The organism is Bradyrhizobium cytisi, assembly GCF_008123515.1.
In the GTDB taxonomy this organism is placed as follows: domain Bacteria; phylum Pseudomonadota; class Alphaproteobacteria; order Rhizobiales; family Xanthobacteraceae; genus Bradyrhizobium; species Bradyrhizobium cytisi.
In genome coordinates, this window is sequence record NZ_VSSR01000065.1 from 1 (window position 1) to 21,984 (window position 21,984).

Here is a 21,984-nt window from a genome sequence, read left to right on the forward strand (position 1 = left end):
ACCAATCCATCCGCTGGACAGCGAAGCGCCGGATGAGGGGTTGCTTCAGCGAGCTCTGTTGCGAGAGACTCACACGCGGAGAGAGACCGCTCACCCGTCTCGCCGCTGCGCGGCGAGCCACCCTCTCCCACAAGGGGAGAGGGAAAATTACGACGCCCGGACCTGCCAGAAGCGCAGCGTGCGTCGTGCATTCTCCGGCGACATCCGTGCAAAATTGCTCTGCGCCCTCGCAACATCCGCCGGCTTCATTGCACCTGTCGCAAAGCGGCTTTCGAGCACGGCGGCGGTGGTTTCCCAACTCAGCTGCGCCGCTTTGCACGGCACCAGCAGGCCGTCTTCGCGCAGGCTCTGCATCAGCGGACGAATCACCTCGACCGTTGACCCTGACAATGCCGCCAACGCGGCCACGGCCTCTTCGTAGCGCCGCTGCCTGGCGAAGCCGAGCAGCGTCGCCTCATTGAGCTGACCGGATGCCTTGAGATTCGCGATCGCGCGCTTGGCGCCCTCGAAATCGCGGACCCCCGACATCTCGCGCGCGACGCCGACGGTGACGGCGGCGATCGCGCTCTGGATTTCATCGAACAGATCGGGCGGCGCGCGCGACAGCAATCGTGTGCGAACCGTGTCCGTCGCCGAGCGCAGCAATTGGCGGCGCAGCTCCGACGGCAGGTCGACGCGGACGCCGACGCTGACGGCGAGCTCCGGATCGGACTCGGCCTGGCCGACAATAACGGTGAATCCGTTGCCCGAAACGCGCGCGCCGGGATTGGCGGCGAGTCGGCGGCTGACGCTCGGATAGCGGCGCGCCAGCAGCGCGTCGGTGACGATCTCCTTCAGCCACCAGCGGCCGGCGACCGCGAGCAGATGCGGCTCGCCCTTGGATGATGCGATCTTCACCAGCTCGCCGTCGTCGAGGCGCGCGGATTCCTGCAGCACGGGGCCGGCGATGCGGATCTCGTCATTGTTGGCGAGGCGGCGGATGACGGAGGGCGGGGCCTGCGCGATCGGCGCAAGCTGGGCGCTGATTTCGGCGAGCGCAACGCGCGCGCCCATGTCGGCGATGGCGCGCAGCTCGATGGTGCCGATCAGGCGCTCGAGCACGTCGTCGAACAGCGCGATCTGCTCGTCGTCAAAACTTCCGGCGGAGGACAGGAACAGGTCGGTGACGCGCCGGGCCGTTTCGAGGCCCTTTTCCGCCGAACCGAGAAGAATGGCGGCTTCAACCTCGTCGATGATCGATAGTTCGGCATTGGACATGACGCGTTGCTCGTCCTGAGCGGATGACGGAAGCTTGTTCTAAGCAACCGCTATCATTAGAGACGAGCACTGAACGTTTCGTAAACCATGGCTCGGGGAAGGGGTTATTCCCCGTTCCAGCCGCAGGCGCGGAGCTTCTCATGCATGTGGGGCGGGGCCGGTGCGACGACGCGGACCGGCTCCTTGTTTCGGGAGATCGGCACCACGATCTCGCGAGAATGCAGGTGCAGCTTCGGCTCGCCGAAGCGCGGGCCGCGGCCGTATATGTTATCGCCGAAGATCGGCCAGCCGGTCGAAGCCGAATGCACCCGCAATTGATGGGTCCGCCCCGTCACCGGTTCCATGGCGAGCCAGGTGAAGCCCTCGCCGCGGCCCATCACCTTCCAGTTCGTGACGGCCTTCTGCCCCTCCGGGTCAGGCTTCTGCCACCAGCCGCGCTCCGCATTGAGCCGGCCGAGCGGCATGTCGATGGTGCCTTCGTCCTCGGCAGGGCCGCCCTCGACCACGGTCCAGTAGGTCTTGCCGATCTTGCCATGCTTGAACAGCAGGCCGAGCGAAGCGGTCGCCTTGCGATGGCGGCCGAGCACGAGGCAGCCGGAAGTGTCCTTGTCCAGCCGATGGGCCAGCACCGGCGGCCGCGGCAGGCCGAAACAGAGCGCGTTGAAGGAGGCTTCCAGATTGGCGCCGCCCTTGGGGCCGCGATGCACCGGCAGACCGGACGGCTTGTCGATGACCAGCATCAGCCCGTCGCGATGGAGCACGCGCGCCAAAATCTCGTCAGCGGTCAATTCGGGAACATCGAGCAATTGCAAGACTTTCGTTTAACAGCGGGAACGGCTAACACACCGCCACCATGAACGATACCACCCCCGAGACCTCCAAGCTGAGCTGGTGGCGCCGCCTGTCCAACGGGCTGAAGCGCACCTCGTCCTCGCTCGGAACCGCGGTCGCCGATCTCGTCACCAAGCGCAAGCTCGACCGCGCCATGCTCGACGACATCGAGGATGTGCTGCTGCGCGCCGACCTCGGCACCTCGGTCGCGGTGCGGATCGCGGATGCGGTCGGCACCGGGCGCTACGACAAGGCGATCTCGGCCGACGAGGTCAAGGACGTGGTCGCAACCGAGGTCGAGAAGGTGCTGGCGCCGGTGGCCAAGCCGCTCGAGATCGATGCGGGCAGGAAGCCGTTCGTGATCCTCGTGGTCGGCGTCAACGGCTCCGGCAAGACCACCACCATCGGCAAGCTCTCGCAAAAATTCGGCTCCGAAGGCCGCAAGGTGATGCTGGCCGCCGGCGACACGTTTCGCGCAGCAGCGATCGAGCAGCTCAAGGTCTGGGGCGAGCGCACCAGGACGCCGGTCATCGCGGGTGCGCAGGGCTCGGATTCGGCAAGTCTCGCCTTCAATGCGCTGACGGCGGCGAAGGAGCAGGCCATCGATGTGCTCCTGGTCGACACCGCCGGCCGCTTGCAGAACAAGGCCGAGCTGATGAACGAGCTCGAGAAGGTCGTGCGCGTCATCCGCAAGGTCGACGCTTCGGCGCCGCATGCGGTGCTGCTCGTGCTCGATGCCACCGTCGGCCAGAACGCGCTGTCGCAGGTCGAGGCCTTTCATCGCACCGCAGGGGTGACGGGCCTCGTGATGACCAAGCTCGACGGCACCGCGCGCGGCGGCATTTTGGTGGCTCTCGCGGAGAAATTCAAGCTGCCGGTGCATTTCATCGGCGTCGGCGAAGGCGTCGACGATCTCGCGCCGTTCACCGCGCGCGATTTTGCTCGTGCGATCGCCGGAATCGAATCGTAGGTTTCCTTCGTCATCCCCCGCGAAAGCGGGGGATCCAGTATTCCGAGCCGCCTGTGGTCTACAACCAGCGGCGCGGCGTACTGGATGCCCCGCCTTCGCGGGGCATGACAACAACAAAGGTCAGGTAATGGACAAGACCCAGCCGCATCCGCTGTTCAAGCTTGCGACCGAGCTCGGTCCGCTGCTCGTGTTCTTCTTCGTGAATGCGAAGTTCAATTTGTTCGCCGCGACCGGCGCCTTCATGGTCGCGATCGTGGTGGCGATGATCGCCTCCTATGTGGTGACGCGCCATATCCCGATCATGGCAATCGTGACCGGCGTGATCGTGCTGGTGTTCGGCACGCTGACCCTGGTCCTGCACGACGAGACCTTCATCAAGGTCAAGCCGACCATCATCTACGGCCTGTTCGCCGCGATCCTCGGCGGCGGCCTGCTGTTCGGCCGCTCCTTCATCGCCGTGATGTTCGACCAGATGTTCAACCTGACCCCGCAGGGCTGGCGCATCCTGACGCTGCGCTGGGCGCTGTTCTTCGCCGGCATGGCGGTGCTGAACGAGATCGTCTGGCGCACCCAGAGCACGGATTTCTGGGTGAACTTCAAGGTGTTTGGCGTCACGCCCATCACCATGATCTTCGCCATCGCCCAGATGCCGCTGACCAAGCGCTACGGCGTCGAGCCGGTGTCGCTGGAGACCAGCGAGGCCGAGGCGGGAGATGTGCGGAAGGGGTAATGCTCGTGTCCCGGACGCGCGAAGCGCGAGCCGGGACCCAGGCTCTCTCTAGAAGCGCGGTCGCGGCGGCATGGGCCCCGGCTCTGCAGCGCATCGCTGAACAAGCGCAGCGCTGTGTCCGGGGCACGAGATCGTACTAAGATCCCGCCTTCAACGCCTTCTCCATCTCCGGCAGCAGCACCGTCCGCAAATTCTCCTGCGTGATCGGGCCGACCAGCTTGTAGACGATGGTGCCTTCGCGGCCGACGACAAAGGTCTCAGGCACGCCATAGACGCCCCATTCGATCGAGGCGCGACCATTGGCGTCAGTGCCGACACGGCCGAACGGGTTGCCGTAACGGCCGAGGAAGCGCCGCGCGTTGTCGGGTGCATCCTTGTAGTTGATGCCGACGAGCTGGAAGCGCTTGTCCCTGGCAAGCTCCGTCAGCAGCGGCGCCTCGTCGTGACAGGGCACGCACCAGGAGGCCCAGACATTGACGAGGCTGACCTTGCCCTTGAACGCAGCGGGGTCGAGCCCGGGCACCTGCACGCTGTCGGCTTGCAATCCCTCAAGTGGCGGCAGCGTGGTCTGCGGTGCGGGCCGGCCGATCAGCGCGGAGGGAATTCGCGAAGGATCGCCGCTGCCGAGCCGGAACCAGAACAGCACGGCAAGGGCGACGAAGGCGAGCAGCGGAAGCACCATCAGGAAGGTGCGTCGCGGCGGCGTCGCGGGGGTCGATTGCTCGCTCATGGTGTATCCACCGCGCTGCGGCCCGAGCGGCGCGTGACGCCGCTGCGATCGAGCTCGCGCAGACGTCGGGCCTGGTTGCGATAATCGAGCACGACCCAGCCGATCAGGATCGCGACGACGATGGCGGCGGCAGCATAGGAGGTCACAATGAATGACGCATAGGGACCAAGCGACATCGTCATGCGGCTTTCTGGCTCGCCTGCATCATCTGCAGCGAGCGGACGCGGCGGCGCAAGATCTCGTTGCGCATCGCCGCCAGATGCAGTGTGACGAACAGCAGCGTGAATGCGACCGCCATCACCAGGAGCGGAATCAGGAACGACTTGTCGAGCGTCGAGCCGCCCATGCGCATCACCGAGGCCGGTTGATGCAACGTGTTCCACCAGTCGACCGAGAATTTGATGATCGGCAGATTGATCGCACCGACCAGCGTCAGCACGGCCGCTGCGCGTGCCGCGCGCGAGGGATCCTCAACCGCGCGCCATAGCGCCATCAGGCCGAGATACATCAGGAACAGGATCAGCACCGAGGTCAGCCGCGCATCCCATTCCCAATAAGTGCCCCACATCGGCCGGCCCCATAGCGAGCCCGTGAGCAACGCGAGGAAGGTGAAGCTGGCGCCGATCGGTGCCGCGGCCTTGGCGGCGACGTCGGCGAGCGGATGCCGCCACACCAGCGTGCCGAGCGAGGCGACGCTCATCACGCCCCAGACGAACATTGAGAGCCACGCATTGGGCACGTGGATGAACATGATCTTCACGGTCGCGCCCTGCTGATAGTCGTCGGGCGCGGTGGCGGATTGATAAAGGCCGATCGTGAGCAGGATGACGGTCGCGGCCGCAAGCCACGGCACCACCCGCGCACTCAGCGCGAGGAACCGTGTGGGGTTGGCGAGATCGATCAGCGTCATCCTATCCTGATAATCGCAGGTCCGGGCTCACGCAATCAGCATCAAAGTGCGCAGCGAAAGTTGATCGGGGTCAAGGTCAGTCCAGTCCATGCTTCAGGCTCGCCGCCGCCGCGAATGGGCCTACGATGAGGCTGACCAGCGACAGCGCGCAGAGGATCGAGAACGGCGCGCCGAATGACAATGGCCCGGTGATCGCGGCCTGCGAGGCCGCAACGCCGAAGATCAGCACGGGAATCGATAGCGGCAGCACCAGGACGGCCATCAAGAGGCCACCACGATGCAGCGTCACCGCCAGTGCCGCACCGATCATGCCGGTAAATGTCAGCGCCGGGGTGCCGGCGAGCAGCGTCAGCGCCACGGCACCGGTCGCGGCCATGTCGAGGTTGAGCAACAGGCCCAGCACGGGGGTTGCGACAATCAGCGGCAGGCCCGCGGCCAGCCAATGCGCCAGCGCCTTGGCCGCGCAGGCCAGTTCCAGCGGCGTCCGGCTCATCGTGATCAAATCGAGCGAGCCGTCCTCATGGTCAGCCATGAACAGCCGGTCCAGCGTCAGCAGGCTGGCCAGCAGGGCGCCGAGCCAGAGGATGGCAGGCCCCAGCCGCGACAACAGCGCCAGGTCCGGCCCCACCGCAAACGGCATCAGCACCACCACGGTGAGGAAGAACAGCACGCCAATCAGCGCCCCGCCGCCGACGCGGAGCGCGATCCGGATGTCCCGGCGGATCAGGGCGGCGAGGGCGGTCATGGGGCGCTCCCATCAAGCCCCAAGGGCGCTGCGCTCCCTCCCCCGCTTGCGGGGGAGGGTCGGGGAGAGGGTGTCTCTGCGTCGGGACTATTGAGGATTGCGGAGAACGTCTCTGCGCGGCGAGAGCCCTCACCCGCCGCGCTCTGCGAGCGCGTCGGCCTCTCCCGCAAGCGGGAGAGGCGAAGCAAGCCCGCGGACAAGCTCAGTGAAACCCATAGGCGATTACCCTTCCCCACAGGGGGGGAGGGAACGGAGAGAGCCGAGTCCGGCCACTTGGAAAGCTGAGGGTCTGTCGGAATCATGCCATCCCCCCGATCCGCAGCTCCCGCGCCGCGATACCCAGCGCGGTATGCGTCGCCGCGATGATCAGGCCGCCGCGCGCCAGATGGTCGCGCATCAGGCCGCCGAACAAGTCCTGGCCGGCGACATCCAGCGCATTGGTCGGCTCGTCCAGCAGCCAGACCGGGCGGCGGACTGTCAGCAGCCGGGCCAGCGAGAGCCGGCGGCGCTGGCCGGCCGACAGGAAGGCCGCGGGCAGATCGGTGGCGTGGTCGAGGCCGACGGTGGCGAGGCTTTCAGCGGCGCCGCAGCGCTCGCCCCCCAGAAAATCAGCCCAGAATGACAGGTTTTCCGCCACGCTCAGCGCCGGCTTGAGGGCATCGCGATGGCCGAGATAGTGGCATTGCTCGGGCAGCGTCATTTCGGCGTCGCCCCCGTCGAGTACGATCCTGCCGCCAGCCGGAATGAGCAGGCCGGCAATCAGCCGCAGCAGCGAGGTCTTGCCCGATCCGTTGCGGCCCACCACCGCCACGACGTCGCCGGAGGCCGCCTCGAAGTCGAGCCCGGAAAATACCTCGCGACCGCCCCGCACGCAGGTTAGCCCCTGTCCAGAGAGCCGCATCTCGCCTCGTTGCAACCCGCTCAAAGCCGGGCCTCAGGAAAACTGGGGGTAGCGCATCAGAATTTTTGGCTCGCGAATTGCTGCGGTACGATTGTGGCTGTGGCGGCGCGGTTAGAAAGCTTCTATAAGCCCGGAACTACTTGATGCAGCAACTCAACCTGCCCCTGCAAGCGACCTAACCTGCTGCGCTGACGGTGTTACGATACCCCTTGCCGGGTATAACTAACAATTGGGATTTCCTACATGACCTCGCTCGACAGCTTCAAATGCAAAAAGACCCTCAAGGTCGGCGCCAAGACCTATGTCTATTACAGCCTGCCCACGGCCGAGAAGAATGGTCTGAAGGGAATTTCGAAACTCCCCTATTCGATGAAGGTCCTGCTCGAGAATCTCCTCCGCAACGAGGACGGGCGCTCGGTCAAGAAGGAGGACATCGTCGCGGTCTCGAAGTGGCTGCGGAAGAAGTCGCTGGAGCATGAGATCGCGTTCCGTCCCGCGCGCGTGCTGATGCAGGATTTTACCGGCGTGCCGGCGGTGGTCGACCTCGCCGCGATGCGCAACGCGATGCAGAGCCTCGGCGGCGATGCCGAGAAGATCAACCCGCTGGTCCCCGTCGATCTCGTCATCGACCACTCCGTGATCGTGAACTTCTTCGGTGACAACAAGGCTTTCGGCAAGAACGTCATCGAGGAATACAAGCAGAACCAGGAGCGCTACGAGTTCCTGAAGTGGGGCCAGAAGGCGTTCTCGAACTTCTCCGTCGTGCCGCCCGGCACCGGCATCTGCCACCAGGTCAATCTCGAATATCTCTCCCAGACGGTGTGGACCAAGAAGGAGAAGATGACGGTCGGCAAGAAGACCGGCACCTTCGAGGTCGCCTATCCCGACTCGCTCGTCGGCACCGACTCCCACACCACCATGGTCAACGGTCTCGCCGTGCTCGGCTGGGGCGTCGGCGGCATCGAGGCTGAAGCCTGCATGCTCGGCCAGCCGCTGTCGATGCTGCTGCCCAACGTCGTCGGCTTCAAGCTGAAGGGCGCGATGAAGGAAGGCGTCACCGCGACCGACCTCGTGCTGACCGTCACGCAGATGCTGCGCAAGCTCGGCGTGGTCGGCAAGTTCGTCGAGTTCTTCGGCCCCGGCCTCGACAATCTCTCCGTCGCCGACAAGGCGACCATCGCCAACATGGCGCCGGAATATGGCGCGACCTGCGGCTTCTTCCCGGTCGACGCCGCCGCGATCGACTACCTCAAGACCTCCGGCCGCGCCGCACCGCGCGTCGCGCTGGTGCAGGCCTATGCGAAGGCGCAAGGGCTGTTCCGCACCGCCAAGTCGGCCGATCCGGTGTTCACGGAAACGCTGACGCTCGATCTCGCCGACGTCGTGCCGTCGATGGCCGGTCCGAAGCGTCCCGAAGGCCGCATCGCGCTGCCTTCGGTCGCCGAAGGCTTTTCGCTCGCGCTCGGTACCGAATACAAGAAGACCGACGAACCCAACAAGCGCTTCGCCGTCGAAGGCAAGAACTTCGAGATCGGCCACGGCGACGTCGTGATCGCCGCCATCACCTCCTGCACCAATACCTCGAACCCGAGCGTCTTGATCGGTGCCGGCCTGCTCGCGCGCAACGCAGCGGCCAAGGGCCTCAAGGCCAAGCCGTGGGTGAAGACCTCGCTCGCTCCGGGCAGCCAGGTGGTCGCGGGCTATCTCGCCGATTCCGGTCTGCAGGCCGATCTCGACAAGGTCGGCTTCAACCTCGTCGGCTTCGGCTGCACCACCTGCATCGGCAATTCCGGCCCGCTGCCGGAGGAGATCTCAAAATCGATCAACGACAACGGCATCGTTGCCGCTGCTGTGCTCTCGGGTAACCGCAACTTCGAAGGCCGCGTCTCGCCGGACGTGCAGGCGAACTATCTGGCCTCGCCGCCGCTGGTCGTCGCGCATGCGCTCGCCGGCAGCGTCACCAAGAACCTCGCCGTCGAGCCGCTCGGCGAAGGCAAGGACGGCAAGCCGGTGTATCTGAAGGACATCTGGCCGACGACGAAGGAGATCAACGCCTTCATGAAGAAGTTCGTGACCGCGGCGATCTTCAAGAAGAAGTATGCCGACGTGTTCAAGGGCGACGCCAACTGGCGCAAGATCAAGACGGTCGAGAGCGAGACCTATCGCTGGAACATGTCTTCGACCTATGTGCAGAACCCGCCCTATTTCGACGGCATGAAGAAGGAGCCGGAGCCGGTCACCGATATCGTCGAGGCGCGCATCCTCGCCATGTTCGGCGACAAGATCACCACCGACCACATCTCGCCGGCCGGTTCGATCAAGCTCACCTCGCCCGCTGGCAAATATCTCAGCGAGCACCAGGTGCGGCCCGCCGACTTCAACCAGTACGGCACGCGTCGCGGCAACCATGAGGTGATGATGCGCGGCACCTTCGCCAACATCCGCATCAAGAACTTCATGCTCAAGGGCGCGGATGGAAACATCCCCGAGGGCGGTCTCACCAAGCACTGGCCCGACGGCGAGCAGATGTCGATCTACGACGCCGCGATGAAGTACCAGCAGGAGCAGGTGCCGCTGGTGGTGTTCGCCGGCGCCGAATACGGCAACGGCTCCTCGCGCGACTGGGCTGCGAAGGGTACGCGTCTGCTCGGCGTGCGCGCCGTGATCTGCCAGAGCTTCGAGCGCATCCATCGCTCCAACCTGGTCGGCATGGGCGTGCTGCCGCTGACCTTCGAGGACGGCACCTCCTGGTCGTCGCTCGGCCTGAAGGGCGACGAGAAGGTCACGCTGCGTGGCCTCGTCGGCGACCTTAGGCCGCGCCAGAAGCTGACCGCGGAGATTGTGTCCGGGGACGGTTCATTGCGGCGCGTTTCGCTGCTTTGCCGCATCGATACGCTGGACGAGCTCGATTATTACCGGAACGGCGGCATTCTGCATTATGTGCTGCGCAAGCTCGCGGCCTGAGCGCGAATTTGTGAACGGTGGCTCACTGCGACGTGAGTAGAAGGTTAAACAAAGGCGGCCTATCACAAGGCCGCCTTCGTGCATTACGGCATGCTTCAGATGGGCCCACCCGGCGGACACTTCGCATCGGGCGGAATGCGCCGTGCCCGTAAGACCGCCGTGCCCGTAAGACCGCCGTGCCCGTAAGACTGCCGTGCCCGTAAGACTACGGTGACCATCGGGCGATAGGATATCCCTCCACGAAGACGAGATGTGACGTTCGACATGACTGGAATGATGGCTTCTCATTTGGTTTCGCGATGGTCCGGCGCACTCTGGTCGGGAGCACTGGGCATCTGCGCAATCGTCGCCGTCATCCGTCCCGCCCAGGCCGATCCCCGCGCCGTGGTCGAGCTCTTCACCTCGCAGGGCTGCTCCTCCTGCCCGCCCGCCGACAAGGTCATCGGCGACCTCGCCAAGGATCCCTCGATCATCGCGCTGAGCATGCCGATCGATTATTGGGACTATCTCGGCTGGAAGGACACGCTGGCAGATTCGCGTTTCTCGGCGCGGCAGCGCGCCTATTCACGCATGCGCGGTGACCGCGAGGTCTACACGCCGCAGGTCGTGGTCAATGGCGCTGTGCATGTCATCGGCAGCGATCGGGCCGGCATCGAAAGCGCGATCGGCAAGACCGACAGGGGCACTGGCGTGATGAGCGTGCCGGTGACGATGTCGCTGGCAGGCAAGCAGATCAATGTATCGGTGGCCGCGGGCAACGAGCCGGCGATCTCGCATGGCGAGGTCTGGATCTGCTCGATTGCGAAATCGGTGCCAATCGAGATCAGCCGCGGCGAGAATCGCGGACAGCAGATCACCTACCACAACGTGGTGCGCAATCTGCTCAAGGTCGGCGACTGGAACGGACATCCGGAAACCTGGACGGTGCCGCTTGAGAACCTCACCTCGCGCGATGGCGTCGATGGTGCGGTGGTCTATGTCCAGGACGGCAGCCGCGAGAAGCCGGGCGCGATGCTGGGCGCGGCGTACACGTCACTGCACTGAAGCGACGCGCGCTCAAGATCGTCTCAAGACAATTTGTCTGTCGTCATTCCGGGGCGCGCGAAGCGCGAACTACGGTGCGCAATTGCGGCCAGCGACACCCCGACACAAACAAAAAAGGACCAACTTGCGTTGGCCCTCCTTGTCGCGCGTACAGACCCGATCCTGTTCGACCCCGGGGGGCTGGGGGCTGAGGAATCCGGAACCGAAAGGACCGGGTCAACGCACAGAGGTCTTTTCGCAGTGCAGGGCGGCGGGCGGTGGGCGGAAAAGCGGCGATCCTGTGATTCCTGCTAACGATCCCGTGACGGTTTGCCGCTGAGGAGTTCCACCGTTGCATGTGTCATGATTCGCAACCGGTCCGCGAGATAAGCCACGGTCCTTCAAGAGCGCTCCAAAAGAGCCCTTCAAGAGCCTCTTGCGGCGGGGAACAGTTGGCGCAATCATGCCATTGTCATGATCCGCGGCTCCGGGGACGGTCTTCGCGGAGGCGGGTCGTGCTGATGCGACAGGAGGCGCTGCATGAGCTTGACGCCGGAGGATGCCGATCCGAGCGAGCAGCGCGCAGTGGCGCGCCCCGCCGCTGCGAATGCCCAACTGAGCCGGGTGACGTTCAACCGGCTCGAGTTGAGCCGAATTCTCAATCTCTACGGCCGCATGGTCGCCGACGGCGAGTGGCGCGACTATGCCATCGACTTCCTGAAGGACCGCGCGGTGTTCTCGGTCTATCGCCGCGCCTCCGAAGTGCCGATCTACCGCATCGAGAAAGATCCGCGACTGGCCCGCAAGCAGGGCATGTACAGCGTGATCGCGGCGACCGGCCTGATCCTGCGCCGCGGCCACGAGCTCGACCGCGTGCTGCTGGTGATCGACCGGAAACTGGCGGTGGTGTAGCCACACCAACGCTGCAGTAGGGTGGGCAAAGGCGCAAAGCGCCGTGCCCACCATCTCTCCTCAATCGCCGCGGTGGGCACGCTACGCTTTGCCTACCCTACGAGACCGGGTTATTTCGCCGGCACGGTGCTCGCGCCCTCGCCGAGGTCGCGCTGCATCATCACGGTATCCAGCCAGCGGCCGAACTTCAGGCCGACATTCGGGTGCGTGCCGATCATCTTGAAGCCGCCTCTGGTATGCACGCCGATCGAGCCGGCATTAGCGGAATCGCCGATGACCGCGATCATCTGGCGGAAGCCGCGCGCCTCGCATTCGATGATCAGCCGCTCCAGCAGCAGCGCGCCGATGCCGCGGCGGTGGAAGGCGGGATCGAGATAGATCGAGTTCTCGACCGTGAAGCGGTAGGCCGGGCGGGGCCGGTAGGCGCCGGCATAGGCGTAGCCGGCAACGCGGCCGTCGAGGACGGCGACGAAATAGGGATAGCCGCCGTCGACCAGCGTGCGATAGCGGCGCATCATCTCGGCGAGGTCAGGCGGCTCGATCTCGAACGTCGCGGTGCCCTCGCGGACGGCCTGCTGATAGATGGCGCTAATGGCGGGAAGGTCGGCCTCGGTCGTGGGCCTGATATCGGGTGTGGACATGGGCGGAACATTAGAGCGTTCGCGCGGCGGCTGGAAGAGGCAACGGCGTTTCCACGCACTCCGTCATTGCGAGGAGCCCTTGCGACGAAGCAATCCAGAAATGCATCCGCGGGGGGAGTCTGGATTGCTTCGCTTCGCTCGCAATGACGGTGTTTGTGGGGACAGCTCGGCCCCAAACAAAAACCCCGGCCTCGCGGCCGGGGTTCGGATCCGTTCTCTCAGGTCTGGCGCTTAGTCGCGCTGGCCGAGGAGCTGCAGCAGCAGCGTGAACAGGTTGATGAAGTTCAGGTACAGCGACAGCGCACCGGAGATCGCCGCGCGCTCGGCGATGTCGCCGCCGGCCGAAGCGTAGCCGTAGATGTAGTCGTTCTTCAGCCGCTGCGTATCCCAGGCGGTGAGGCCGGCGAATACCAGCACGCCAACCACCGACACGATGAACTGCAGCGCCGTGCTGGCCAGGAACAGGTTCACCAGGCTCGCGATGATGATGCCGATCAGGCCCATGAACAGGAACGAGCCCATGCCGCTCATGTCACGCTTGGTGGTGTAGCCGTAGAGGCTCAGCGCGCCGAAGGTCGCCGCGGTGATGAAGAACACCCGCACGATCGAGGTGTGCGTGTACACCAGGAAGATCGAGGACAGCGAGATGCCCATCAGCGCCGAGAACACCCAGAACAGGATCTGGGCGGTCGAGGGGGCGAGACGGTTGATGCCAGCCGAGATCACGAACACCATGGCGAGCGGCGCCAGCATGAACAGCCACTTCAGCGGGCTCACGAACATCGCGTAGCCGAACGGCGTCAGGAACAGCTTGCCGACGCGGACGGCTTCCGCGGTCGGAACGTCGGTCACGGCAGCCATGTAGACGCCGAGTGCGGCGAGGCCAGTGATGGCGAGGCCAATGCTCATGTAGTTGTAGATGCGCAGCATATAGGCGCGCAGACCGGCATCGACCGTCGCGGCGTCAACACGCCCGGCGGCCCTGCCGAAAGGAGAAGCGTAATTGCGGTCTAGGTCCGACATGGTCGAATTCCCGTTGGTTGGCCCGGTCCGGCATGAGGGTCGCCATGCCGCCGGTTCGTCAAACTCTATCTCGGATACCGATGTCTGCCGACATTAAATTTGGCTAACAATCGGGGCTCCGAACCCATCCGATATGTGGGAAACTAACACATTCGGTGCAACCGTCCACGCGCGGCCGAATGTCGCCCTTGGCGCGCAATCCTGACGAGCAGACGTGGTTAAGCGCGGGGAATCGCGCGATTCCGGTCCGGCGCAGCCTCCCGCTACCTTTTGTCACAAATTGCGCAACACCGTGGCAGGCTTTTTGTTCAACGCCAGCAGCGTGCCGGCGAGCCCGAGCCCGACGGTGACGATCAGGGCGGCGGCCACCACGCCGGCCGCGCTGCCGGCCTGCCAGACGAAGGTCAGCGTCATCAGCCGGGTCACGATCATCCAGGCCGCGATGCTGCCGGCGATCACGCCGAATACGGCGGTGGCGAGCCCGATCAGGAGATATTCGAGCGCATAAGCGCCGAGCAGCCGCAGCCGCGTGGCGCCCAGCGTCTTCAGGATCACCGCGTCATAGACTCGATGGCGGTGACCGGCGGCGAGCGCGCCGCCCAGCACCAGGATCGCCGAGATCAGGGTCACGGCGCTGGCGCCGCGGATCGCGAGCGCGAGGTTGGTCACGACCGCGCCGACCGTCTCCATCACCTCGCGCACGCGCACGCTCGTCACCATCGGATAGGCATCCGCCACCTGCTTGATGATCTTGCCGTCGCCGGTCGCATCGCCGCCGGCTTCGGTCAGCGTCGCGATGTGGGTATGCGGCGCGCCCTTGAAGGCGTTCGGCGAGAACACCAGCACGAAATTGATGCCGAGCCCCTGCCAGTCGATGGTGCGGAGATTGCCGATTTTCGCCGGGATGTCGCGGCCGAGCACGTTGACCACGACCTCGTCGCCGAGCTTGAGGCCGAGGCCGTCGGCGATCTTCTTCTCCATCGAGACCAGTGGCGGGCCGGAATAGTCGGCGCCCCACCATTCGCCCTCGACCACCTTGGAGCCCTTTGGCAGCTCGCCGGTGTAGGTCAGGCCACGGTCGCTCTGCAGCACCCATTCGGAATCGGTGGTGGGCTTGAGCTCCTCGGCGCGGACGCCGCGCGCACCGACGATGCGCCCGCGCAGCATCGGCACGTCCTCGACCTTCGCGCCAGGGGCGATCTGCCGCAGATAATCGTCGAACGGTGCGGCCTGGGTGCTTGGAATGTCGATGAAGTAGAACGCCGGCGCGCGATCAGGCAACGCCGCCAGGAACTGCCGGCGCAGATTGCCGTCGATCTGGGTGATGGTGACGAGCACGGCGAGGCCGAGACCGAGCGAGAGCACGACCGAGGGCGTCAGTGCGCCCGGCCGGTGGATGTTGGCGATCGCAAGCCGCAGCATGGTGAAGCGCGTGCGCGGCAGCCGTCGCGCGATGGCCATCAGCACGGCGGCGACACCGCGCAGCACTGCGAACACGACGACGGAGGAGGCCACGAACACCGCCGCGATGCGCTTGTCGAAGGACAGGCCGATCACGACCGCAACCAGCAGCGCGACGACGACGCCCATGAAAACGAGGTAGCTCCACCGCGGCCGATGCCATTCGGCAGCGATGGTGTCGCGGAACAGCGCGGCGACCGGCACGTCGTGCACGCGTCCAAGCGGCCACAGGCCGAAGGCGAGCGCGGTCAAAAGGCCGTAGACAAAGGACAGCGCGAGCTCGCCGGCATGCACGGCCGGCACCACCGGCAGCGGCAACAGCTTGCCGAACAGGCCGACGATGGCAAACGGCATCGCCGCGCCGAGCGCCAGGCCAATCACCGAACCGATCCCGGCGAGCAGGACGACCTGCGCGAGATAGATGCCGAACACGTCGCGCCCCGTGGCGCCAACGGCCTTGAGGGCCGCGATCACCTCGAGCCGGCGGTCGATATGGCTCTTCACCGCGTTGGCGACGCCGACGCCGCCCACCAAAAGCGCAGCGAGCCCGACCAGGGTCAGGAATTGCGTGAAGCGGCCGATATTGCGCTCGAGCTGCGGCGAGGCGTTGGAGCGGCTGCGGACTTCCCAGCCGGCCTGCGGCGCCGCGTTGCGCGCGTCCGCAATGAAGGCATCGGTGGCACGGTCGCTGTTGGCGCTATCCGGCAGCTTCACCCGGTAGACCCAGCGCACCAGGCTGCCGGGCTGGATCAGGCCGGTGGCGCGCAGGGCGGCCTCGCTGATCAGGAAGCGCGGGCCGAAACCGATGCCGCCGGCGAGCTTATCGGGCTCGGCCTCGACGCTGCTGCGGATCTGGAAGGTCGCGGAGCCGATGGTGACGCGGTCGCCGATCTTGAGGGAGAGACGCGCAAGAAGCGTCGGATCGGCGGCGGCGCCGAACGCGCCGTCGCGCTCCGTGAGCAGATCGGTCAGCGGCAGTTGCGGCGCCAGCGTGAGTTGGCCGAGCATCGGGTAGGTGTCGTCGACCGCCTTCATCTCGACCAGCGCCAGCTTGCCCTCGGCCGAGCGCGCCATGCCGCGCAGGGTGGAGGCCACGGAGACTGTGCCGCGCGAGCGCAGGAAGGCAACTTCCTCGGGCTTGGCTTCGCGCTGGAACAGCACAAAGGAGACGTCGCCGCCGAGCAGCGTGCGCCCCTCGCGCGCGAGGCCGTCGCTCAGGCTCGCCGACACCGAGCCGACGCCGGCGATCGCCATCACGCCGAGCGCGATGCAGGCGATGAAGACGTAGAAGCCGCGCAGGCCCCCGCGCAATTCGCGCAGCGCGTAGCGCAGCGACAGTGCGACGCCGTTCGGCTTCGCAAACGGTTCGACAGCAATGCTCATGCTTTGGTCGTCTGCGTGTCGATGCGGCCCGAGCGCAGGCGGATCACGCGATCGCAGCGATGCGCGAGCGAGGAATCGTGCGTGACCAGCACCAGCGTCATGCCGCGCTCGGCATGCTTGGTGAAGAGCAGATCGATGATCTGCTTTCCCGTGGTCTCGTCGAGATTGCCGGTCGGCTCGTCGGCGACGAGGATGGCGGGATCGGGTGCCAGCGCGCGCGCAAGCGCCACGCGTTGCTGCTCGCCGCCGGAGAGCTGCGTTGGATAATGATGCAGGCGATCACCGAGCCCGACCGATTGCAGCTCCTCGGCTGCGCGCTTGTTGGCATCGGGATTGCCGGCGAGCTCGAGCGGCACGGCGACGTTCTCCAGCGCTGTCATAGTCGGGATCAGATGGAAGGACTGGAAGACGATGCCGACCTGGCGGCCGCGGAAGCGGGCCAGCGCGTCCTCGTCGAGGGCATTGAAAGGCGTGCCGTTGACCACCACCTCTCCGCTATCAGGACGCTCCAGCCCCGCCATCACCATCAGCAGCGTGGATTTGCCCGAGCCTGACGGGCCGATCAGGCCGATCGTCTCCCCCGAGCCGACGCGCAGGCTGATATCCTTGAGGATGTGAACGCGTGCCGCCCCCGATCCCAATGAGAGATTGACGTTGGAGATGGCGATGGTGTCCGGCGCGGTGCCGGCGAGCGAAGAGGATTCGATGCGACTGTCCATGGTCCGGTCATATGGCAACTCCGCACGCGCGGTCGAGAGGCGTTACAGATTCTTCATGCACATAGCCGTGTTGATGCTCGCTTTGATGACGGTCGTGAACCCGGCTTGGGCAGAAGCGACCAAGCCGATCAAGCTTGTTGTTTTGGGCGATTCCTTGAGTGCCGGTCTCGGCCTTCCGGCCCAGGACGCGTTTCCGGCCAGGCTGCAAAAAGCCTTGCAAGCCAAAGGTATAGCCGTGGACATGACCAACGCGGGCGTGTCCGGCGACACCTCGTCGGGGGGCCGCGACCGGCTCGACTGGTCGGTGCCCGACGGAACCGAGGGCGTCATCGTCGAGCTCGGCGCCAATGACGCGCTGCGCGGCATCGACCCCGGCTTGACGCGCGCGGCGCTGACCGACATCGTCGGGCGTCTCAAGGCGCGCAAGATCGCCGTGTTGCTGTGTGGGATGCAGGCGCCGCCGAATTTGGGCGCGGATTATGGCGCGCGCTTCAATTCGATTTATCCGGATCTGGCGAAACAGTTCGACGTGCCGCTCTATCCGTTCTTCCTCGACGGTGTCGCGGCCGACGCCAAGCTCAACCAGGCCGACGGCATTCACCCGACTGCCGAAGGCGTCGACATCATCGTCGACAACATGCTGCCCACGGTAGAGGCATTCCTGCGCACGATCGGCGAGCAACGCCGCTGAAAAGCAGGCAGCGCCAACCCTGACAACCAGGGTTTTCCCGGTGTAGCCTCGGGCACTCTTCGCAGAGTCACACAACTGCGATAGGAATTGAAGTACAGATGATTCGTCGCCGGCTCTAAAATTTGGATATGATCCTTACCCTCGGATCATGCCCAAGCATCGGGAGTGCGAAACGATGCCGCGTTTGTTCACTGGTCTGGAAATCCCGGCCGAGGTCTGCCAGACGCTTTCCAATTTGCGAGGTGGCCTTCCAGGCGCCCGCTGGATCGATCCCGAAAATTATCACGTCACCCTGCGCTTCATCGGCGACATCGACGGCGTCTCCGCCAACGAGATCGCATCGATGCTGTTTCGCGTCGACCGCAAGCCTTTCGAAGTGAAAGTGCAGGGCTTGCAAAGCTTCGGCGGCCGCAAGCCGCGCGCGGTGGTTGCCACCATCGCGCCGAGCAAGCCGCTGATGGAATTGCAGGCCGAACTCGAGCGCCTGATGCAGCGGATCGGCCTCGATCCGGAGGGGCGCAAATTCATTCCGCATGTCACGCTGGCCCGGCTGCATGACGCCACCGACCGCGACGTCGCCGACTATCTGTCGCTGCGCGGCTACTTCCCGAGCAAGGCGTTCACGGCCGAGCGGTTCGTGCTGTTCTCGTCGCGCGCGTCGACCGGCGGCGGCCCGTATGTGGTCGAGGACGCCTACGAGCTGTGCGAGTAAGGTCTTCACCTCGGCGCGCTATCGCAGCGGCGCCACGCCCGATCGGTTGATGTCGGTCTTCGCAAAGTCCTCGCCTTTGAACAGCAATGGTTCGCTGCGGGTGATGGCCAGCGCGTACGAAAAGCAGTCACCGTAGTTGAGCGACGCGGCGTGACGCCCCTTCCCGTAGCGCCGCCACGCGCGCCGTGCTGCATCGGCTTGTCCGGCATCGACCGACACGATCTCGGCGCCGATCTTGACGAGCCAAAGGTCGAACTCGCGGCCACCCGCATCGCCCAGTCGCGTCTCGATCACCATAGTTGCTTCAAGTACGGTTGCCGCGGAGATCAGGCGGATCGGATCATCCACGATCAGTCGCTCAATATCTGCTGCATCGTCTTCGTTGAGCGCGATTGCCACGATCGCCGACGTATCAATCACCATCAGCGCGGCAATCCATGCTCGTCATATCCGAGAATTTCCTCGGGCGTGCGGTCATCCACGACTCGCATTTCGCTCCAGCGTCGCCTGATCTCGGCCATGTCCTGCAGTAACGCGTCTTTGTGAGTTTGACCGCCCAGCCGGCGTAATCGCTCCTCAATGGCGCGCCTGGTTGCTGTCGTGATGTTCTCGCCGGTCAATTGCGCCAGGCTCCGGGCCAATTGCTCCGTTTCGGGGTCCTTGATGCTAAGTGCCATGCTGAGGTTCCTTGGTTCCTCAATAGGTATATTCTAGCCCAGTTGAGCGCAACAATAGATCCGTTCGGCGGACCCAACAGACCTGCAGGTAGGTCCTTCTCCTCCGCGCCATCTGCCCGCGAAGGACGGGACGCATAAGCCGTTGCGCCAATACGCAGTTGCAATTTCCGCCGGTCTCTGGCGGTAAAGAGCGATGCTCTCCACGCCCAGTTCCTCCTTCAGCGAAGTCTATCAAACCCAGATTGCCTCCGGCGCGATCGAGCCCGACGCTGCACAGGCCGAGGTGGCCGAGGCCTATGCGGCGCTCGACCTCAGGCTCGCGAGCTACAAGCCGCCGCGCAAGCAGGGGCTGCTCGCCCGCCTGTTCAACGGCGGCGACAAGGACGAGGCGCCGCGCGGGCTCTACGTCCATGGCGAGGTCGGCCGCGGCAAGACCATGCTGATGGATCTGTTCTTCCAGCACTCGACCGTCGAGCACAAGCGGCGCGCGCATTTCCACGAATTCATGGCGGACGTGCATGAGCGCATCTACGACTATCGCCAGAGCATCGCGCGTGGCGAGACCGCCGACGGCGACGTCATCGCGCTGACCGCGCATGCGATCTTCGAGGAGAGCTGGCTGCTCTGCTTCGACGAGTTCCACGTCACCGACATTGCGGACGCGATGATCCTCGGCCGCCTGTTCGCAAAGCTGTTCGAGCTCGGCACCGTCGTGGTCGCGACCTCCAACGTCGCGCCCGACGATCTCTACAAGGGCGGCCTGAACCGCGCGCTGTTCCTGCCCTTCATCAAGCAGATCACCGACCACATGGACGTGCGGCGGCTCGACGCGCGCACCGATTTCCGGCTCGAGAAACTTCAGGGCGTGCCGATGTGGCTGACGCCGGCGGACGGCGACGCCGACGCCGCGCTCGACCGCGCCTGGTCGAAGATGACCGGCAACGCCAAATGCAAGTCGCGCGACATTTCGATCAAGGGCCGCATCCTGCACGTGCCGTGCTCGGCCCATGGCGTGGCGCGCTTTGCCTTCGCCGATCTCTGCGAGAAGCCGCTGGGCGCATCCGACTACCTCAGACTGGCGCACGACTATCACACCATCCTGGTCGACCATATTCCAGTGATGGACTTTTCCCAGCGCAACGCGGCCAAGCGCTTCATCACGCTGATCGACACGCTCTATGACAATGCCGTGAAGCTGATGGCCTCGGCCGATGCCAACCCGATCTCGCTCTACCTCGCCGATGAGGGCAATGAGGCCAACGAGTTCAAGCGGACCGCGTCGCGCCTGATCGAGATGAGCTCGGAATCCTATCTGGCGCTGCCTCACGGCCGCAAGGATTCCGCCGCCAGCGGCTCGACCAAGGGCCTGGTGGAGACTTAAGTCCTATCCTCGCCGCCGCCTCCAGCCGGTGTCATTCCGGGGTGCGACGAAGTCGCGAGCTATGGTGCGCAATCGCGCACCCGAGAATCCATCGTGCCACCAACTCTGCCGCCCAATGGATTCCGGGCCTGCGCCTGTCGGCGCATCCCGGAATGACGGACGGGGTATGCTGGCTGCAATCTCGGCAAGCCCGACAATTGAGCATCCGGCGACTTGAACGGCGGAAGCGAAAGGGATAACCACCCATTCAGTTTTTCCTCCTCACGTGTCTAAAGGACAGGTTCACATGGCGCGCGACAAGATTGCTTTGATTGGCTCCGGCCAGATCGGCGGAACGCTGGCTCACCTCATCGGCCTGAAAGAACTGGGCGACGTCGTGATGTTCGACATCGCCGAGGGCGTGCCACAGGGCAAGGCGCTGGATATCGCGCAGTCCTCGCCGGTCGACGGTTTTGACGCGCACTACACCGGCGCCAACTCCTACGAAGCGCTCGACAACGCCAAGGTCTGCATCGTCACTGCCGGCGTGCCACGCAAGCCCGGCATGAGCCGCGACGACCTCCTCTCCATCAACCTCAAGGTCATGGAGCAGGTCGGTGCCGGCATCAAGAAGTACGCCCCCGACGCGTTCGTCATCTGCATCACCAACCCGCTCGACGCGATGGTCTGGGCGCTGCAGAAGGCCTCCGGCCTGCCGCACAAGAAGGTCGTCGGCATGGCCGGCGTGCTCGACTCGTCGCGCTTCCGCTACTTCCTGGCCGACGAGTTCAACGTCTCCGTTGAAGACGTCACCGCCTTCGTGCTCGGCGGCCATGGCGACACCATGGTGCCGCTGGTGAAGTACTCGACCGTTGCCGGCATCCCGCTGCCCGACCTCGTCAAGATGGGCTGGACCTCGCAGGCGCGCCTCGACGAGATCGTCGACCGCACCCGCAACGGCGGCGCCGAGATCGTCAACCTGCTCAAGACCGGCTCGGCCTTCTACGCGCCGGCGGCCTCCGCAATCGCGATGGCCGAGAGCTATCTGCGCGACAAGAAGCGCGTGCTGGCCTCGGCGGCGTACCTGAACGGCGAATACGGCGTGAAGGACATGTATGTCGGCGTCCCCGTCGTGATCGGCGCCAAGGGCGTCGAGCGCGTGGTCGAGATCGAGCTTGCGGGCAAGGACCGCGAGGCCTTCGACAAGTCGGTCGGCGCGGTGCAGGGCCTCGTCGATGCCTGCAAGAAGATCGCACCCGATCTTCTCGGCCGCTAAGGGCCAACCAATCCCGCCGAAGATCGAAACCCGGTCTTCGGCGGTTTCATTTCCGGACCCCGGCTGCA

Annotated in this window: 22 protein-coding genes; 9 read left to right on the plus strand and 13 right to left on the minus strand. The window is 65.0% G+C overall.

All coding sequences use genetic code 11. The features are described 5' to 3' along the window. Window positions 1-147: 147 nt before the first annotated feature. Together FXB38_RS32740 and FXB38_RS32745 are read right to left on the minus strand one after the other, a co-directional pair. Window positions 148-1,257, minus strand: coding sequence for a DUF2336 domain-containing protein (locus tag FXB38_RS32740; protein ID WP_148755102.1), 1,110 nt, complete (start codon window positions 1,255-1,257; stop codon window positions 148-150). 104 nt (window positions 1,258-1,361) lie between these two features. Continuing rightward, window positions 1,362-2,063 carry an RluA family pseudouridine synthase gene (locus tag FXB38_RS32745; protein WP_187435308.1) on the minus strand — a complete coding sequence of 234 codons (702 nt, stop codon included), beginning with the start codon at window positions 2,061-2,063 and terminating at the stop codon, window positions 1,362-1,364. Between the two features lie 47 nt (window positions 2,064-2,110). Here FXB38_RS32745 and ftsY point away from each other — a divergent pair, with 47 nt between their 5' ends. Both ftsY and FXB38_RS32760 read left to right on the plus strand, forming a co-directional pair. Next, on the plus strand, window positions 2,111-3,058 hold the full coding sequence (gene ftsY / locus FXB38_RS32750) for a signal recognition particle-docking protein FtsY (RefSeq protein WP_148755103.1): 948 nt from the start codon (window positions 2,111-2,113) through the stop codon (window positions 3,056-3,058). A gap of 127 nt (window positions 3,059-3,185) precedes the next feature. Then, window positions 3,186-3,788, plus strand: coding sequence for a septation protein A (locus FXB38_RS32760; RefSeq protein WP_148755104.1), 603 nt, complete (start codon window positions 3,186-3,188; stop codon window positions 3,786-3,788). A 136-nt stretch (window positions 3,789-3,924) separates the two neighbouring features. On the opposite strand, the gene FXB38_RS32765 is transcribed toward FXB38_RS32760, so the two are convergent. From FXB38_RS32765 to ccmA, 5 genes are all read right to left on the minus strand, one after another. Further along, on the minus strand, window positions 3,925-4,518 hold the full coding sequence (locus tag FXB38_RS32765; protein WP_148755105.1) for a DsbE family thiol:disulfide interchange protein: 594 nt from the start codon (window positions 4,516-4,518) through the stop codon (window positions 3,925-3,927). Further along, window positions 4,515-4,700, minus strand: coding sequence for a heme exporter protein CcmD (gene ccmD / locus FXB38_RS32770; protein ID WP_148755106.1), 186 nt, complete (start codon window positions 4,698-4,700; stop codon window positions 4,515-4,517). Before ccmD ends, FXB38_RS32765 begins: the two co-directional genes overlap by 4 nt. Further along, a complete protein-coding gene (locus tag FXB38_RS32775) occupies window positions 4,697-5,428 on the minus strand; it encodes a heme ABC transporter permease (RefSeq protein WP_148755107.1) in 732 nt (243 codons plus the stop codon). The genes ccmD and FXB38_RS32775 overlap by 4 nt, the downstream gene beginning before the upstream one ends. A gap of 76 nt (window positions 5,429-5,504) precedes the next feature. Then, on the minus strand, window positions 5,505-6,173 hold the full coding sequence (ccmB, locus tag FXB38_RS32780; RefSeq protein ID WP_148755108.1) for a heme exporter protein CcmB: 669 nt from the start codon (window positions 6,171-6,173) through the stop codon (window positions 5,505-5,507). Between the two features lie 298 nt (window positions 6,174-6,471). Beyond that, window positions 6,472-7,074 carry a heme ABC exporter ATP-binding protein CcmA gene (gene ccmA, locus FXB38_RS32785; RefSeq protein ID WP_148755109.1) on the minus strand — a complete coding sequence of 201 codons (603 nt, stop codon included), beginning with the start codon at window positions 7,072-7,074 and terminating at the stop codon, window positions 6,472-6,474. A gap of 243 nt (window positions 7,075-7,317) precedes the next feature. Between ccmA and acnA the strand changes: the two genes are divergently transcribed. From acnA to FXB38_RS32800, 3 genes are all read left to right on the plus strand, one after another. Next, window positions 7,318-10,038, plus strand: coding sequence for an aconitate hydratase AcnA (gene acnA, locus FXB38_RS32790; protein ID WP_148755110.1), 2,721 nt, complete (start codon window positions 7,318-7,320; stop codon window positions 10,036-10,038). A gap of 264 nt (window positions 10,039-10,302) precedes the next feature. Further along, window positions 10,303-11,082 carry a DUF1223 domain-containing protein gene (locus tag FXB38_RS32795; protein ID WP_148755111.1) on the plus strand — a complete coding sequence of 260 codons (780 nt, stop codon included), beginning with the start codon at window positions 10,303-10,305 and terminating at the stop codon, window positions 11,080-11,082. Between the two features lie 519 nt (window positions 11,083-11,601). Next, the gene (locus FXB38_RS32800) at window positions 11,602-11,973 is read left to right on the plus strand and encodes a DUF2794 domain-containing protein (RefSeq protein ID WP_148755112.1); all 372 of its coding nucleotides are present in this window, start codon (window positions 11,602-11,604) and stop codon (window positions 11,971-11,973) included. A 110-nt stretch (window positions 11,974-12,083) separates the two neighbouring features. On the opposite strand, the gene FXB38_RS32805 is transcribed toward FXB38_RS32800, so the two are convergent. The 4 genes from FXB38_RS32805 to FXB38_RS32820 form a co-directional block, all read right to left on the minus strand. Further along, on the minus strand, window positions 12,084-12,614 hold the full coding sequence (locus tag FXB38_RS32805; RefSeq protein WP_148755113.1) for a GNAT family N-acetyltransferase: 531 nt from the start codon (window positions 12,612-12,614) through the stop codon (window positions 12,084-12,086). Window positions 12,615-12,845: 231 nt separating this feature from the next. After that, window positions 12,846-13,637: a Bax inhibitor-1/YccA family protein gene (locus FXB38_RS32810; protein ID WP_148755114.1), complete on the minus strand. Its 792-nt coding sequence runs from the start codon at window positions 13,635-13,637 to the stop codon at window positions 12,846-12,848. 273 nt (window positions 13,638-13,910) lie between these two features. Beyond that, window positions 13,911-16,481 carry an ABC transporter permease gene (locus tag FXB38_RS32815; RefSeq protein ID WP_148755115.1) on the minus strand — a complete coding sequence of 857 codons (2,571 nt, stop codon included), beginning with the start codon at window positions 16,479-16,481 and terminating at the stop codon, window positions 13,911-13,913. Then, on the minus strand, window positions 16,478-17,200 hold the full coding sequence (locus FXB38_RS32820; protein ID WP_148755116.1) for an ABC transporter ATP-binding protein: 723 nt from the start codon (window positions 17,198-17,200) through the stop codon (window positions 16,478-16,480). The genes FXB38_RS32815 and FXB38_RS32820 overlap by 4 nt, the downstream gene beginning before the upstream one ends. 55 nt (window positions 17,201-17,255) lie before the next feature. Between FXB38_RS32820 and FXB38_RS32825 the strand changes: the two genes are divergently transcribed. After that, a complete protein-coding gene (locus FXB38_RS32825; RefSeq protein ID WP_187435309.1) occupies window positions 17,256-17,891 on the plus strand; it encodes an arylesterase in 636 nt (211 codons plus the stop codon). 175 nt (window positions 17,892-18,066) lie between these two features. Beyond that, entirely contained in the window at window positions 18,067-18,603 is a 537-nt protein-coding gene (thpR, locus tag FXB38_RS32830) for an RNA 2',3'-cyclic phosphodiesterase (RefSeq protein ID WP_148755117.1), read from the plus strand. Window positions 18,604-18,621: 18 nt separating this feature from the next. Here the strand turns inward: thpR and FXB38_RS32835 are convergent, their stop codons facing one another. Then, window positions 18,622-19,026, minus strand: coding sequence for a type II toxin-antitoxin system VapC family toxin (locus FXB38_RS32835; RefSeq protein WP_148755118.1), 405 nt, complete (start codon window positions 19,024-19,026; stop codon window positions 18,622-18,624). Next, window positions 19,026-19,280 (minus strand): type II toxin-antitoxin system VapB family antitoxin, encoded by a 255-nt coding sequence (locus FXB38_RS32840; RefSeq protein WP_148755119.1) that lies wholly within the window; start codon window positions 19,278-19,280, stop codon window positions 19,026-19,028. The genes FXB38_RS32835 and FXB38_RS32840 overlap by 1 nt, the downstream gene beginning before the upstream one ends. Before the next feature lie 193 nt (window positions 19,281-19,473). On the opposite strand from FXB38_RS32840, the gene zapE reads away from it, so the two are divergent. Then, complete coding sequence (gene zapE / locus FXB38_RS32845; protein ID WP_148755120.1) at window positions 19,474-20,661, plus strand: cell division protein ZapE; 1,188 nt, start codon at window positions 19,474-19,476, stop codon at window positions 20,659-20,661. A gap of 286 nt (window positions 20,662-20,947) precedes the next feature. Beyond that, window positions 20,948-21,916, plus strand: coding sequence for a malate dehydrogenase (gene mdh, locus FXB38_RS32850; protein WP_148755121.1), 969 nt, complete (start codon window positions 20,948-20,950; stop codon window positions 21,914-21,916). The last annotated feature ends 68 nt before the right edge of the window (window positions 21,917-21,984 follow it).